Below are 14,454 nucleotides of genomic sequence, written 5' to 3'. Positions count from 1 at the left end.
AAACGAATAGAGACTCCAGCATCCGGGCTGAGCGCCCGGCCTATCGCTGGGAGGAAATCATGCGACTTTTGAAGACCGCGCTCGCTGCGGGCGCGCTTGCCGTGCTGTCCGTCTCGACCATCGCTGCATATGCTCAGGACACCAAGATCGGTTTCATCGTCAAACAGCCCGAGGAGCCGTGGTTCCAGGACGAATGGAAGTTCGCCGACCAGGCCGCCAAGGAAAAGGGTTTCACCCTGGTCAAGATCGGCGCCGAGGACGGTGAGAAGCTGATGTCGGCCATCGACAATCTCGGCGCCCAGGGCGCCCAGGCCTTTATCGTCTGCACACCCGACGTGAAACTCGGACCTGGCATCGTCGCCAAGGCGGCCGCCAATAACCTCAAGCTGATGACTGTCGACGACCGTCTGGTCGGCGCTGACGGCAAGGCGCTGGAAGAGGTGCCGCACATGGGCATTTCGGCAACCAAGATCGGCGAGGCCGTCGGCCAGGCGATCGTCGACGAAATGAAGGCGCGCGGCTGGAAGGCCGACGAGGTCGGCGCCATCCGCGTCTCCTACGACCAGTTGCCAACCGCGGTCGATCGCGTCGAAGGCGCCATCTCGGTGCTCAAGGCGAACGGCTTCAAGGCCGAGAACATCTTCGACGCGCCGCAGGCCAAGACCGACACGGAAGCTGCTCTCAACGCCGCGACTGTCGTGCTCAACGCCCATGCCGACATCAAGAAGTGGGTTTCTTTCGGCCTCAACGACGAGGCGGTGCTGGGTGCGGTGCGTGCTTCCGAAAGCGTCGGCATCCCCGCTGATAGCGTGATCGGCGTCGGCATTGGCGGCGCGGATTCGGCGATCAACGAGTTCAAGAAGCCGACCGCCACCGGCTTTGTCGGCACGGTGATCATCTCGCCGAAGCGCCATGGCTACGAGACGGCGCTCAACATGTATGACTGGGTCGCCAACAACAAGGAACCGGAGAAGCTGATCCTGACCTCGGGTGCACTCGCCAAGCGCGACGACTACCAGAAGGTCCGCCAGGGCCTCGGCATCGAATAATCCTCCCTGTACAAACAGGCGGCGGCTCATCCCGCCGCCTGTTTGCCATTCCATACGAGGATCGCTGCCCGTGTCCTTTCTTGACTTCTCGCACGTCACCAAGACCTATCCGGGCGTCAAGGCGCTGTCGGACGTCTCGTTCGGTGTCGACAAAGGCGCCGTGCATGGCCTGATGGGCGAGAACGGCGCCGGCAAATCCACCCTGATCAAGATCCTGTCCGGCGACCAGCATGCCGATGAGGGCGAGATCCGTATCGACGGCAAGGTTCAGGCCTATGCCTCGACCCGGGATGCTTTCGACAATGGCGTCATCGTCATCCACCAGGAACTGCAGCTGGTTCCGGAACTCACCGTTGCCGAAAACCTCAGCCTCGGGCGTTTCCCCGCCAACGCTGGCATCATCGCCGGCCGCCGGATGCTGGATGATGTCGGCGCCAAGCTGAAATCGGCCGGCATCGACATCGACATGCGCCGCAAGGTCAAGACGCTGTCCATCGGCGAACGCCAGATGGTCGAGATCGCCAAGGCGATCATGCTCGACGCACGCGTCATCGCGCTGGACGAGCCGACCTCGTCGCTGTCCTCGCGCGAAAGCGAAATCCTGTTTGCTCTGATCGACCGCCTGCGCGGCGAGGGCAAGGTCATCATCTACGTCTCGCACAGGCTCGACGAAGTGTTCCGGCTCTGCGACAGCCTGACCGTGCTGCGCGACGGCAAGCTCGCGGCGCACCATGCGTCGCTGAAAGGCGTCACCCGCGACCAGGTCGTCGCCGAGATGGTCGGCCGCGAGATTTCGGATATCTGGGGTTTTCGCGCACGAAAAACGGGCGATGTCCGCCTGAAGGTCGACGCTCTCAGCGGCCCCAAACTGAAGACGCCGGCCAGTTTCGAGGCGAGGGCAGGCGAGATCGTCGGCTTCTTCGGCCTGATCGGCGCCGGGCGCTCGGAACTGATGCGGCTGGTCTGTGGCGCCGATCCGCGCTCGGGCGGCAGCATCACCGTCGACGGCAAGCTGGTCCGTGCCGCCGATCCGCGTGGCACGATCCGGGCCGGCATCGTGCTGTGCTCGGAGGATCGCAAGCATGACGGCATCATCCAGGGCCGCTCGGTCGAGGAGAACATCAACATCTCGTCGCGGCGCCATCACACGCGCTTCGGCGTGCTCAACCGCGCCAGCGAGATCGCCACCGCCGAAACCTTCATCAAGAAGCTCAAGGTGCGCACGCCGTCGCGCAAGCAGGACATCATCAATCTCTCCGGCGGCAACCAGCAGAAGGTCATCCTTGGCCGCTGGCTGTCCGAACAAGGGGTGCGGGTTCTCATTGTCGACGAACCGACGCGCGGTATCGACGTAGGGGCCAAATCGGAAATCTACGAATTGCTCTACCAGCTTGCGCAGGACGGCATGGCGATCGTCGTGGTCTCGTCCGAACTGCCGGAAGTGATGGGCATCTGCGACCGTATTCTGGTGATGTGCGGTGGCCGCGTCAGCGCTGAACTCACCCGCGACCAGTTCGCCGAAAGGGCGATCCTGGCCGCCGCTCTCCCCGATCAGAAAACTCCCGACGCGATCGCATCCTGAGGACTTTGGCATGACCGACCAGTTGAAAAAAATCCTGCTCGGCGAACAGGGCCTCGTCGTCATCTTCGTCGTCGCCTTCGCGCTGGTGTCGGCTCTGGTGCCGAACTTCCTTACGGACCGCAACATGCTCGGCCTGCTGCAGTCGGTGGTCACCGTCGGCATCGTCGCCTGCACCATGATGTTCTGCCTCGCCGCGCGCGACTTCGACCTGTCGGTCGGTTCGATCGTCGCCTTTGCCGGCATGGTCGCTGTGATGGCGTCGAATTACACCGGCTCGATCCTGCTTGGCCTGCTGGCGGCAATCGCCTGCGGCGCTTTCGTCGGCTTCATCAACGGCGTCGTCATCGCCAAATTCCGCATCAACGCGCTGATCACGACGCTGGCCACCATGCAGATCGTGCGCGGCTTTGCGCTGATCGCGTCCGACGGCCGTGCCGTCGGCATCAACAGCTCGGATTTCTATCAGCTGGCGCTCTCGAAACTGCTCGGCATACCGACGCCGGTCTGGGTGCTCGCTATCCTGTTTTGCATCTTCGGCTTCGTCCTCAACCGCACCGTCTTCGGCAAGAACACGCTGGCCATCGGCGGCAATCCGGAGGCCTCGCGTCTTGCCGGCGTCAATGTCGACCGGACGCGCATCTGGATTTTTGCGCTGCAGGGCGTCGTCTGCGGCATCGCCGGCATCCTGCTGGCGTCGCGCATCACCTCCGGCCAGCCCAACGCGGCGGTCGGGCTCGAACTCTCGGTCATCTCGGCCTGCGTGCTCGGCGGTGTTTCGCTTGCCGGCGGCCGCGCCACCATGTCGGGCGTCATCGTCGGCGTGCTGATCATGGGCATCGCCGAAAACGCCATGAACCTGCTCAACATCCCGGCCTTCTACCAGTACATCGTACGTGGCGTGATCCTGCTGCTGGCCGTGCTGCTCGACAATCTGCGCTCGTCGGCACTGGGCCGGCGCTAAGCTGGAGGGACAAAAATGGCTGAGCGCCTTTCCGGCAAACGCATCTTCCTGACCGGCGCCGCGCAAAGCATCGGGCTGGCCATCGCCGAGGCCTGCCTTGCCGAAGGTGCAAGACTGTTCCTCGTCGACCGCGACGGCGCACTGCTGGACAAGGCCGTCGCCGGCCTTGCCGCGCCGCACGGCCATGTCGGGCATGCGGCAGCCGACATCAGCGACGGAGCCGCGATTGCCACTGCCGTCGGCCAAGCGACCGACGAAATCGGCCACATCAACGCGCTGATCAACAATGCCGGGGTCAATGTGTTCTCGACGCCGCTCAAGGCGACCGAGGAAGAGTGGAACCGCAATTTCGACGTCAACGTCAAGGGCGCCTGGAATTGCAGCAAGGCTGTGCTGCCGGGCATGATTACAAGCGGCGGCGGCGCCATCCTCAACATCGCCTCGACGCACAGCTTCACCATCATTCCGCACACCTTCCCCTATCCCGTCGCCAAGCACGCGCTGCTCGGCCTGACCAAATCGCTGGCGCTCGAATATGCGGCGCAAGGCGTGCGCGTGAACGCGCTGGCGCCGGGCTATGTCGAGACGCAGAAGGCGATCGACTACTGGAACAGCTTTGCCGATCCGGCCGCAGCACGCGCCAACACCATGGCGCTGCATCCCGGCGGCCGCATCGCCACGGCGCGCGAGATCGCGCGGGCTGCGGTGTTCATGATCTCCGACGAATGCCCGTTCATGAACGCGGCGACGCTCGTCGTCGATGGCGGGCTGAGCCAGCTGCAGCATCCCGCCTGAACGCCGGAAAGACCATGACCAAGAGACGATCGCAGCATTGGTTCGGCGGGCTGGGCAAGGATGCCTTCATCCACCGCAGCTGGATGAAGAACAACGGCCTGCCCGACGATGCCTTCGACGGCCGTCCGGTGATCGGCATCTGCAACACATTCTCCGAATTCACGCCTTGCCACGTGCATTTCCGTGCTCTGATCGAGCACATCAAGGCCGGCGTGCTGGAAGCCGGCGGCCTGCCGCTCGAATTCCCGGTCTTCTCTTGCGGCGAGTCCAATCTGCGGCCGACGGCGATGCTGTTTCGCAACCTCGCCTCGATGGATGTCGAGGAGGCGATCCGCGGCAACCCGATGGACGGCGTCGTGCTGATGGCCGGCTGTGACAAGACCACACCGTCGCTGGTCATGGGCGCGGCCTCCTGCGACCTGCCGTCGATCGCCATCTCCGGCGGGCCGATGCTTAATGGCCGCTTCCAGGGCCACGAAATCGGTTCCGGCACCGATGTGTGGAAATTTTCGGAAGACGTTCGCGCCGGTGTGATGAGCGAGCAGGATTTCGCCAATGCCGAGAGCGCCATGTCGCGCTCGCCCGGTCACTGCATGACCATGGGCACGGCCTCGACCATGGCTTCCATGGTCGAGTCGCTCGGCCTGGCGCTGCCCGGTAACGCTGCCTATCCGGCGGTCGACGCGCGCCGCAGCCGCATCGCCCGCATGACGGGGCGGCGCATCGTCGTGATGGTCAATGAGGATCTGCGCCCGTCGGCTATCCTCACGAGAAAAGCTTTCGCCAACGCCATCCGCGTCAATGGCGCGATCGGCGGCTCCACCAATGCGGTCGTGCATCTCCTGGCCATCGCCGGCCGCGTCGGCACCGAGCTGACCCTGGATGATTGGGATCGATATGGCCGCGACGTGCCGACCATCCTCGACCTGATGCCGTCAGGCCGTTTCCTGATGGAGGATTTCTGCTACGCCGGCGGTATTCCGGCCGTCATGAAAGAGATCGCCGACATGCTCGATCTCGATGCGCTGACCGTCACCGGCAAGAGCGTGCGCGAGAACATCACTGACGCCCAAAACTACAATCCGGAGGTGATCCGCCCGCGCGACAAGGCGCTGACATCGCACGGCGGCATCGCGGTGCTGCGCGGCAATCTGGCGCCCGACGGCGCCATCATCAAACCGTCAGCCGCGTCGCCAGCTCTCATGAAGCATCGCGGCCGCGCCGTCGTCTTCGAGGACATTGACGACTACAAGGCGCGCATCGACGATCCCTTGCTGGACATCGACGAGGGCTCGATCATGGTGCTGAAGAATTGCGGCCCCAAGGGCTATCCGGGAATGGCCGAGGTCGGCAACATGGCGCTGCCTCAGAAGCTGTTGAAGCAAGGCGTCCGCGACATGATCCGTATCTCCGATGCCCGCATGTCGGGCACCGCCTTCGGCACCGTCGTGCTGCATGCCGCACCCGAAGCCGCTGTCGGCGGCCCGCTGGCGCTGGTGAGGAGCGGCGACATGATCGAGCTCGATGTCGAAGCAAGGAAGCTGCATCTCGACGTGTCAGAACAGGAACTCGCAAAGCGGCGGACATCCTGGGCTCCGCCGCAGCCGGCTATGCGCGGCGGCTATCAGGGTCTTTACGTCGACCATGTGCTGCAGGCGGATCGCGGCGCCGACCTCGATTTTCTCGTCGGATGCCGTGGCCACGCCATTCAACGCGAAAGCCATTGAGGTCCGCGTGACAAAATTCAAACCTTATGATTTCCACGGCATTCACGCCATTCTCTACGCGCTCTTTGATGAGAACGAAAAACTCGACCGCGCGGCGATGCGCAGGCAGGTCGAGATCTGCCTGGCGAGCGGCGTGCACGGCATGGCGGCGCTCGGCTTGGCGACGGAAGTCGCCAAGCTGTCCGAGGCCGAGCGCCGGACGATCATGGACTGGACGGCGGAAGACACCGACGGAAAAGTGCCACTCGCTTTCACCATCTTCGGCGCTTCGGTGGCCGAGCAGGTCGCACAGGTTCGCCATGCTGAAAGCGTGGGAGCGGATTGGGTGATCCTGCAGCCGCCGCCGGTTGGGTCCTATGGTGCGCCGGAATACATCAAGTTCTTCGGCCGCGTTGCCGAGGCGACCGATCTGCCGGTGGCGATCCAGAACGCGCCGGCGTTTTTCGGGCGCGGCCTTTCATCAGACGAAATCCGCGACCTCGTCACGCTGTATCCCAACGTTAGGCTGATCAAGGGCGAGGGTCCGGTTACCGACATCGCCGGGCTGATCGAGCGCACCGATGGCCGGATACCGGTTTTCAACGGGCGTGGCGGCCTGGAACTGATCGACAATTTCCGCATCGGTTGCCGCGGCATGATCCTGGCGCCGGATTGCGCCGACTATGCCGTGCGCGCCTATCATGCGTTCCGCGCCGGAGGCGAAGCCACGGCCGAGGCTGAATATGCAAGAATGTTGCCGGCAGCGGTCTTCGTCATGCAAGGCATCGAAAACTTGATCTGCTATGGCAAGCGGCTGTTCGGCGCCCGCGCAGGCATCCCGATACACGCCCGGGCTCCGGCGATGCGGCCCAGCGAGCCTGGCCTCGCGATGGTGGAGCGCTTTGCGATTGGTCTCGGTCGGTTGCCTGGCTGAACGTCAACTGCCTTTCAATAGGTCGTCCGCCCACCCGACAGGTCGAACGTGGAGGCGGTTGTAAAACTGTTCTCCTTGGAGACGAGCCAGGCGACCATGGCAGCGGCCTCATCGACCTCCAACAGGCGGCCGCGCGGAATGCGCGAGCGCATATATTCGATATGCTCCGGCGTCAGTTGTTCAAGGATGCGCGTCTGTGCCGTGGCCGGCGAGATGCAGTTCACGGCGATGTCGTACTGCGCCAGTTCTTTGCCGAGCGACTTGGTCAAGCCGATGACCGCCGCCTTCGAGGCTGAATAGGCGGAGGCGTTGGGGTTGCCCTCCTTGCCGGCGACCGAAGCGATGTTGACGATCCGCCCGTAATTGCGCTCCTTCATCCCGGGAACCACGGCGCGATTGACGTAGAACGTACCGTTGACGTTGACGTCGATGACCTTTTTCCACGTCTCGATGTCGTAGACGTCGAGCGGGACGGCCGGGCCGGCGATTCCGGCGGAATTGACCAGAATGGAAATGTTGCCGGCCAGCTCTTCGGTCCTGGCGCGCGCCGCGTCCACCGACACCCAATCGGCGACGTCCACGATCTCTGTCGTGGCGGCGTTGCCGAGTTCCTTCTTGGCGGTTTCGAGGCGAGCCTCATCGAGATCCCACAAGGTTACCGTCGCGCCGGAGGCGACGAAGCGTCTGGCCATCGCAAAGCCGAGGCCTTGGGCGCCGCCGGTGACCACAGCGTGCTGGCCGTCAAGATCAATCCTGTTCATGTCGAGCGGTTCTTTCCGTTTGAGCTACTTCCGGGATAAAGGCCGGCCTGTGCAGGCGGGCGATATCGCTACATCGTCGCGCCGAGGCTCCATGGCACGAACTCGTTGTCGCCATAGCCGAGCGCTTCCGACCTGGTGCGCCCGCCGGAAGCGACGCGCAGGATCTCGGCGAAGATCTCCTCGCCCTTCTCGGCCAGCGAGACGCCGTCCAGTATGTCTCCGCAATTGATGTCCATGTCCTCGCGCATCTGCTCGAAGATGAAGCTGTTGGAGGCGAGCTTGATCGAGGGCGTCGGCTTGCAGCCGAAGGCCGAACCGCGGCCGGTGGTGAAGCACAATATGTTGGCTCCGCCGGCGACCTGCCCGGTGGCCGAGACCGGATCGTAGCCAGGCGTATCCATGAAGACGAGGCCGCGCTCGTTGATCGGCTCGGCATATTCCAGCACCGCGCGCAGATTGGTGGTGCCGCCCTTGGCGGAGGCGCCGAGCGATTTCTCCAGGATGGTCGTCAGCCCACCCAGCTTGTTGCCGGGCGAAGGGTTGTTGTTCATCTCCATGTCGTGCCTGGCGGTATAATCCTCCCACCAGCGGATGCGCTCGATCAGCTTTTCACCCACCGCGCGGCTCTCGGCGCGCAAGGCGAGAAGATGTTCGGCGCCATAGATCTCGGGCGTCTCCGAGAGCACGGCCGTGCCGCCTTGCCCGACAAGCAGGTCCACCGCAGCACCCAGTGCCGGATTGGCGCTGATGCCGGAATAGCCGTCCGATCCGCCGCATTGCAGCGCAAGCACCAGTTCGGAGGCCGGCTGCGGAGTCCTTTCGGCGGCGTTCACCGTAGGCAGCATGTCGACGATCGCCTTGACGCCGGCCTCGACTGTCTTTCGCGTGCCGCCGGTTTCCTGGATGGTCATCGTGCGGAAAATCGTGCTCTCCTCGATGTTGTACGACTGCATCCAGCGTGGGATCTGGAACGCTTCGCAGCCGAGTCCGACCATCAGCACGCCGCCGACATTGGGGTTGGTGGCAAAGCCCCATTGCGTCCGTTTCAACAGGTCGTAAGCGGGGCCCTTGGTGTCGATGCCGCAGCCAGTGCCGTGGACGAGTGCGATGATGCCGTCGACATTGGGATAGTCGCGCAGGATGCCAGACCGGTTGACCTCGTCGACGATGAACCGGGCGACGCTGGCAGAGCAGTTCACCGAGGTCAGGACGGCAATGAAGTTGCGCGTGCCCACCTTGCCGCTCGGCCGGCGGTAACCCATGAAAGTAGCGCGCTCGGCCTCGGCAACGACCTCGGTTTGCCTGGTATTGGTGCCGAAGACGTAGTCGCGTTCGAAATTGCGCAGATACACATTGTGCTCGTGAACCCAGTCGCCGGCGACGATGGGTTCCCGCGCAAACCCGATGGTCTGGCCGTATTTCACGATCGGCTCGTCCGAGCCGATGTCGCGCAAGGCCATTTTGTGCCCGCGCGGTATGCGTGCCCTGGCCGCCACGTCCCCGGCTTTGTCGCCGATTTTCAACGGATCGACCGCCAGAAGAATGTTGTCGATATCCGACAGCTTGATGAACCGTGCCATGACCCAAACTCTGAAAAAGCTCCCCCCGACAAGGAGCGCCGAGAGGCAAAAGTGATTTGGAATACTAATATAATAGAATGTCAGTGGTCAAGGTGCGGTTGCGAAAGGCTTGGATTGCAGGGGCGTAGTGGCGGATCGGTTAGGTGAGCGTGCAATGAGTGCGCCTTGCGGCGCAGTTTGAGGGCGGCAAACGGCTGGATGAAACAACGGACCGCCGCACGCGGGACACGGTCAATCGAGATGGAAGACCGCTTCCATGGCCGCCCACCATTCGCCGTCGGCGCGCGTCGGCAGTGGCGTCTGCATGGGGTCGCACAGTTCCCACCATTTGCGCATGGCCGGCGACTCGCTCATCCGCGCCGCATCCCTGGCGAAGTCGCTGCCGTGATACTCCCAGCAGGCGAACAGAAGGTTCTCCGGTTCGCGCAGGAAGATCGAATAGTTGCGGATGTCGGCGCGACTGATGACGTCGAGCACTTCCGGCCAGACGGCGGCGTGGACGCGCTTGTAGTCCGCGATCGCCTCGGCTTTCACGCCGATACAAAGTCCCATTCTTTGCATGCCGGTGGCTCGCGGTGTTTCAGTCGAGAAGGTCGGCGGCGACTTCGAGCGTGTTGCGGAACGACGTCTCGAGATGATGTTCCATGGCCCTTGCCGCCCCCTCGGCGTCGTGGCGCTTCAGCGCGTCGAAAATGGCCTCGTGCTGCTCGATCGTCTGTTCGCCATAGCCCGGCTTGGGGATGGCGAGATAGCGGCCGCGATCCATCTGTGCCTTTGAGATGTCGACGGCTCTCCAGATCATCGGCAGGCCGCAGATCTCGGCGATGGTGCGGTGAAAGACATCGTCGAGCTGTATCGCGGTGGCATATCTGCCTCGCGATATGGCGAGGCGGTGCGCCGCCATGTTGTCTTCCAGCAATTCGCTGGCGGCCGGTGTGAACTTGGCGGCCGCGCGTCGGGCGCTCTCCATCTCCAGTGCCCGCCGGATGACATAGGCTTCTTCCAGGTCGGCCCGGCTGATCGGAGCGACATAGGTGCCCGTTTGCGCCAGGATCTTGACCAGACCCTCGTCGCTGATGCGCTTGACCGCTTCACGAACGGGGGTGCGCGACACACCCAGGGCCTCCGCGATGGCGACCTCGTTGATGACCTCCCCCGGCTTCAACTGCCCGACGACGATCAGGTTGCGGATCTTGTGATAGATCTGATCGCGGAGCGGAAGAGCCCGATTGAGCGTCGAAGGATCCAGGTCCATTGCAAATCCGTGTCTTCGTTCACCAGAAATGGTCAGATTATATTAGAATGTCAATTAGAATGCACCCAATGCAAGGGTGAGGTCGGTTGACACCTGATGTCCATAACGACCGCCGGAATCCAGCTTGCCAGAACTGTTATATTAGTGCAATAGTCATCGTCCGCGGCGAGAAATTCAATCCGCAACCGAGAGCCTGGACTGAGCCGCGTGTTCAAAAGCGCGGACGTTCAAGCCAGTTCGAAGAGGGTCGAATTGCGTTTGAAGCGACTATTATACTAACATATCGACGGCCGATACCAAGGATGATCGGCCACCCGCCAGGAGGAACCTAGCCAGATATGACTGTCGCCGCCGATTGCGCCCTGGACATGCGAGGCATCAGCAAGACGTTCCCGGGCGTGAAGGCTCTGTCCAACGTCAATTTCGCCGTGAAATTCGGCACGGTTCATGCGGTCGTGGGTGAGAACGGCGCCGGCAAATCGACGCTCATGAAAGTGCTCAACGGGTCCTACGCACCCAGCAGCGGCACAATCAGGGTCGGCGGCGCCGAGGTGCGCATGCGCCGGCCCGCCGACGCCCAGGCGCTCGGCATCCGCATGGTGCATCAGGAAATCAATCTGGTCGCCGACCTGAGCGTCGCCGAAAACGTCTATCTCGGCCGCATGCCGGGCAAGTGGATCTTTCTGCGCAAGGGCGAGATGATCCGGGCTGCGACCGCCGTCCTCGATGAGCTCGGAGCGGCCATCAACCCGCGTGAACGGCTCGGCAACCTGTCGATCAGCCAGCAGCAGCTCGTCGAGATCGCCAAGGCCTACGCGGCGCAGCCCAGGATCATCGTCCTGGACGAACCGACATCCAGCCTCAGCGAGCATGAGACGGCGGCGTTGTTCCGGATCCTGCGCAAGATGCGCGATGACGGCATCGCCATCATCTACATCAGCCACCGACTGAAGGAGGTGCTCGAAATCGCCGACGAGGTGACTGTGCTGCGCGACGGCTCAATGATCGAGACGCGTCCGATCGAAGGCATAAATGCCGCTCACATGATCAGGCTGATGGTCGGTCGCGAAGTCAGCAATGTCTTCCCGAAAAGCCCGGCCGAGATCGGCAAGTCGGTGCTGCGCGTCGAACGCATCAGCGACGGCACGCGCTTCCGCAATGTCAGCTTCGATGTACGCGCCGGCGAGATACTGGGCTTGACGGGGCTGGTGGGCGCTGGCCGCACCGAGGTCGCCCGCGCAATCTTCGGCCTGTCGCGGCTTGTCGAGGGCTCGGTCAGCGTCAACGGACGCGAGGTCTCGATCAACTCGCCATCCCAGGCGGTCAGGGCAGGCATTGCCTATGTTCCGGAAGATCGCAAGGGCGACGGCGTCGTGCCTGGAATGTCGATCCGGGAAAACATCAGCCTGCCCATACTGCGCCGCCTGAGCCGTTTCGGGCGCATCAGCCGCAGCGCCGATCACTCGCTTGCCGCGGACTCGGTCAAGCAGTTTTCGATTTCACCGCCCGACGGCGAACGGCGCATCAGCCTTCTGTCGGGCGGTAACCAGCAGAAGGCGGTCATCGCCAAATGGCTTGCCGCCAAACCTTCGGCCTTGATCCTCGACGAGCCGACGCGGGGCGTCGACGTCGGCGCCAAGGCCGAGATCCACCACATCATCGGCCAACTCGTCGCCGGCGGCATGGCGGTCGTGATGATCTCGTCGGAGCTGCCCGAAATCCTCGGCGTCTGCGACCGCGTGGTGGTGATGCGCGATGGCTATGCCTCCGAGCCTCTCCTGCGCAGCGAATTGAGCGAGGAGCGCATCATGGCGCTAGCCACGGGGGAGGAGACGGCGTGACCGAAGCTGCCATGGAGATCGGCGGCGTGAACCGCAACGACCGCTTTACGCGTGGCAGCAGGCTTGTCGATGTCCTGTCGAAGGCGGGGCTGGCCTTCGCTATCCTCGCCGTGATGCTCTACGGCTCCTTCGTCAGCCCCGCCTTCTTCACATCAGGCAATTTGCTCAACGTCCTGACCTCGATGTCCATCGTCGGCATCGTCGTCGTCGGCATGACCTTCGTGCTCGTGGTCGGCAGCCTGGCCGACCTGTCGGTGCCGGCCACCATCGCCTGCGGCGCCATCCTGTCGCTCGGGCTGCAGCCGATGATCGGACCGCTGCCGGCCTTCGTGCTGGCGGTTGGTCTCGCGGGCCTCATAGGCCTGCTCAACGGGGTCCTGGTCGGATATGTCGGCATCAATCCAATCATTGCCACGCTCGGCATTGGCACGATCGGACTGGGCATCGTCCAGGCGGCTGTCGGCGGGGTCATCGTCTATGGCAGCAATCCCGCCTCCGCCGAACTCGCCAAGGGCCGGCTGTTCGGCATTCCGGTCGTGGTGCTGATCTTCCTGGTCATTGCTCTTGTCGGCCATTTCGTCCTGTCCCGCTCCTTCTGGGGCAGATGGACGCTTGCCACCGGCGGCAATTACAGCGCCGCCGAGGCAAGTGCGGTTCCGGTGCAGGCCGTGAAGGCTGGCGCCTTCGTGATCACAGCACTCGCTTCCGGCATCAGCGGCGGCCTGCTCGGGCTGACGCTGCAGAGCGCGCGGCCGCTCATCGGCGGCGGCTACGAATTCAGTGCCATCACGGCGGTGGTGGTCGGCGGCGTGTCGATCGTCGGCGGCTTCGGATCGGTGCCACGGGCCATTGCCGGCCTCATCTTCGTGCAACTGCTGACCAACGTCATGGTGCTCGACGGTGTGCGCACGCCGATCCAGGGTTTCGTGCTCGGCATCCTGATCGTCGGCGCCGTCGGCATGGATGCGGCGCTGCGCAAGCGGGGCGTGTCGTGATGCGTTTTCTTTCGCTTGTCTCGCAGTATCGCGTCATCGTCATTCTCGGTCTGACGCTCGTCATTTCCGCGCTGGTGGTCCCCGGCTACCTCTCGGCATCGACCCTCGGCCTCGGCCTCGACCGGGCGGCGACGATCGGCCTGATCGCGATCGGCCTGACGGTGCTTTTGATATCGGGCCAGATCGACCTCTCCGGTGGCGCGGTGTTTGCCCTGGCCGGCATCGTATCGGTCATCCTGCAGCGAGAGATCGGCATCCTCCCTGCCGCGATCGTCGGCATCCTGGTCGGTACCCTGGCAGGCGCCGTCAACGGCATGCTGGTCGTCGGCCTGAAGGTGAATTCGCTCGTGCTGACGCTCGCGACGATGCTCATCTTCCGCTCGCTCGCGCACTGGATCACCAACAGCCAGCCGGTGACCGGAACCGACATCATGCTTTCCCTGGCGCTGGCCAAGATCTATCTCGATGTCTTCACCCTCCGCAGCGCGCTGTTCATCGCCCTGATCGTGCTGCTGCATTTCTGGCTGACGCGCACCATACCTGGGCGTAACGTCTTTGCGGTGGGATCCAACCCGGCGGCTGCCAAGGAAAGCGGTATCGCCTCGGACCGTATCGTCTTTCTCGGCTTTGTCTTTGCCGGCACGCTTGCCGGCCTGGCGGGGGTTCTCCAGAGCCTCGTCACCAACACCGGCTCACCCGTCTTCGGCTCGGAATTGACGGTCGCCGTCATTGCCGCGGTCGTTGTCGGCGGAACTCGTCTCGAAGGCGGCAGGGGATCCGCGCTCGGCACGCTCGGCGGCGTGCTGACAATCGGCTCGCTGACCATCGCGATGGAGTTCCAGTCCGTTCCCGCATACGTCCAGCAGGTCGTGTCCGGGCTTATCCTGATCCTGCTCGTCGTGCTCGATCGGGCCGTTACCACCAAGGGGAGGGCTCCGGGCACGCGCCCGGCGCTCGTTCGCGACAATCCAATCACTCAAGGAGGAACCACATGA

Annotated in this window: 13 protein-coding genes; 9 read left to right on the top strand and 4 right to left on the bottom strand. The window is 63.5% G+C overall.

Features of this window, described 5'->3' with window-relative positions:
• Window positions 1-59: 59 nt before the first annotated feature.
• The 6 genes from NKI21_RS01765 (at window position 60) to NKI21_RS01740 (ending at window position 7,027) form a co-directional block, all read left to right on the top strand.
• Window positions 60-1,049 carry an arabinose ABC transporter substrate-binding protein gene (locus tag NKI21_RS01765; protein WP_352864253.1) on the top strand — a complete coding sequence of 330 codons (990 nt, stop codon included), beginning with the start codon at window positions 60-62 and terminating at the stop codon, window positions 1,047-1,049.
• Between the two features lie 70 nt (window positions 1,050-1,119).
• Entirely contained in the window at window positions 1,120-2,631 is a 1,512-nt protein-coding gene (araG, locus tag NKI21_RS01760; RefSeq protein WP_352864250.1) for an L-arabinose ABC transporter ATP-binding protein AraG, read from the top strand.
• A 10-nt stretch (window positions 2,632-2,641) separates the two neighbouring features.
• Window positions 2,642-3,592 carry an L-arabinose ABC transporter permease AraH gene (gene araH / locus NKI21_RS01755; RefSeq protein ID WP_023811524.1) on the top strand — a complete coding sequence of 317 codons (951 nt, stop codon included), beginning with the start codon at window positions 2,642-2,644 and terminating at the stop codon, window positions 3,590-3,592.
• Window positions 3,593-3,607: 15 nt separating this feature from the next.
• Entirely contained in the window at window positions 3,608-4,387 is a 780-nt protein-coding gene (locus NKI21_RS01750; protein WP_352864247.1) for an SDR family oxidoreductase, read from the top strand.
• 14 nt (window positions 4,388-4,401) lie between these two features.
• Window positions 4,402-6,114, top strand: coding sequence for an L-arabinonate dehydratase (gene araD / locus NKI21_RS01745; protein WP_128302812.1), 1,713 nt, complete (start codon window positions 4,402-4,404; stop codon window positions 6,112-6,114).
• A 7-nt stretch (window positions 6,115-6,121) separates the two neighbouring features.
• Window positions 6,122-7,027, top strand: coding sequence for a dihydrodipicolinate synthase family protein (locus tag NKI21_RS01740; protein WP_128302813.1), 906 nt, complete (start codon window positions 6,122-6,124; stop codon window positions 7,025-7,027).
• A 14-nt stretch (window positions 7,028-7,041) separates the two neighbouring features.
• Here the strand turns inward: NKI21_RS01740 and NKI21_RS01735 are convergent, their stop codons facing one another.
• The 4 genes from NKI21_RS01735 to NKI21_RS01720 all read right to left on the bottom strand — a co-directional run bounded on the left by NKI21_RS01735 (window position 7,042) and on the right by NKI21_RS01720 (window position 10,623).
• A complete protein-coding gene (locus tag NKI21_RS01735; protein WP_128302814.1) occupies window positions 7,042-7,788 on the bottom strand; it encodes an SDR family NAD(P)-dependent oxidoreductase in 747 nt (248 codons plus the stop codon).
• A gap of 68 nt (window positions 7,789-7,856) precedes the next feature.
• The gene (locus NKI21_RS01730) at window positions 7,857-9,368 is read right to left on the bottom strand and encodes a UxaA family hydrolase (RefSeq protein ID WP_128302815.1); all 1,512 of its coding nucleotides are present in this window, start codon (window positions 9,366-9,368) and stop codon (window positions 7,857-7,859) included.
• Window positions 9,369-9,599: 231 nt separating this feature from the next.
• Complete coding sequence (locus NKI21_RS01725) at window positions 9,600-9,929, bottom strand: L-rhamnose mutarotase (protein WP_128302816.1); 330 nt, start codon at window positions 9,927-9,929, stop codon at window positions 9,600-9,602.
• Window positions 9,930-9,948: 19 nt separating this feature from the next.
• A complete protein-coding gene (locus tag NKI21_RS01720; RefSeq protein WP_128302817.1) occupies window positions 9,949-10,623 on the bottom strand; it encodes a GntR family transcriptional regulator in 675 nt (224 codons plus the stop codon).
• A gap of 338 nt (window positions 10,624-10,961) precedes the next feature.
• Between NKI21_RS01720 and NKI21_RS01715 the strand changes: the two genes are divergently transcribed.
• From NKI21_RS01715 to NKI21_RS01705, 3 genes are read left to right on the top strand one after another with little or no spacing between them, the layout of a single operon-like run.
• Entirely contained in the window at window positions 10,962-12,464 is a 1,503-nt protein-coding gene (locus tag NKI21_RS01715) for a sugar ABC transporter ATP-binding protein (protein WP_128302818.1), read from the top strand.
• Complete coding sequence (locus NKI21_RS01710; protein ID WP_245486056.1) at window positions 12,461-13,459, top strand: ABC transporter permease; 999 nt, start codon at window positions 12,461-12,463, stop codon at window positions 13,457-13,459. Before NKI21_RS01715 ends, NKI21_RS01710 begins: the two co-directional genes overlap by 4 nt.
• Window positions 13,459-14,454, top strand: a complete 996-nt coding sequence (locus NKI21_RS01705) for an ABC transporter permease (protein ID WP_127322263.1) — start codon at window positions 13,459-13,461, stop codon at window positions 14,452-14,454. Before NKI21_RS01710 ends, NKI21_RS01705 begins: the two co-directional genes overlap by 1 nt.

It is taken from the genome of Mesorhizobium sp. M0715 (assembly GCF_040320355.1).
In the GTDB taxonomy this organism is placed as follows: domain Bacteria; phylum Pseudomonadota; class Alphaproteobacteria; order Rhizobiales; family Rhizobiaceae; genus Mesorhizobium.
The sequence above is the reverse complement of the archived record's forward strand: the minus strand, read 5'-3'. Positions and strand labels throughout refer to the sequence as shown.

Bases quoted from the DNA above. Each gene is read 5' to 3' on its own strand.
- NKI21_RS01705 (WP_127322263.1), top strand. From the start codon at position 13,459: ATGCGTTTTCTTTCGCTTGTCTCGCAGTATCGCGTCATCGTCATTCTC.
- NKI21_RS01750 (WP_352864247.1), top strand. From the start codon at position 3,608: ATGGCTGAGCGCCTTTCCGGCAAACGCATCTTCCTGACCGGCGCCGCG.
- NKI21_RS01735 (WP_128302814.1), bottom strand. From the start codon at position 7,788: ATGAACAGGATTGATCTTGACGGCCAGCACGCTGTGGTCACCGGCGGC.
- NKI21_RS01730 (WP_128302815.1), bottom strand. From the start codon at position 9,368: ATGGCACGGTTCATCAAGCTGTCGGATATCGACAACATTCTTCTGGCG.
- araD (WP_128302812.1), top strand. From the start codon at position 4,402: ATGACCAAGAGACGATCGCAGCATTGGTTCGGCGGGCTGGGCAAGGAT.
- NKI21_RS01720 (WP_128302817.1), bottom strand. From the start codon at position 10,623: ATGGACCTGGATCCTTCGACGCTCAATCGGGCTCTTCCGCTCCGCGAT.
- NKI21_RS01715 (WP_128302818.1), top strand. From the start codon at position 10,962: ATGACTGTCGCCGCCGATTGCGCCCTGGACATGCGAGGCATCAGCAAG.
- NKI21_RS01765 (WP_352864253.1), top strand. From the start codon at position 60: ATGCGACTTTTGAAGACCGCGCTCGCTGCGGGCGCGCTTGCCGTGCTG.
- NKI21_RS01725 (WP_128302816.1), bottom strand. From the start codon at position 9,929: ATGCAAAGAATGGGACTTTGTATCGGCGTGAAAGCCGAGGCGATCGCG.
- araH (WP_023811524.1), top strand. From the start codon at position 2,642: ATGACCGACCAGTTGAAAAAAATCCTGCTCGGCGAACAGGGCCTCGTC.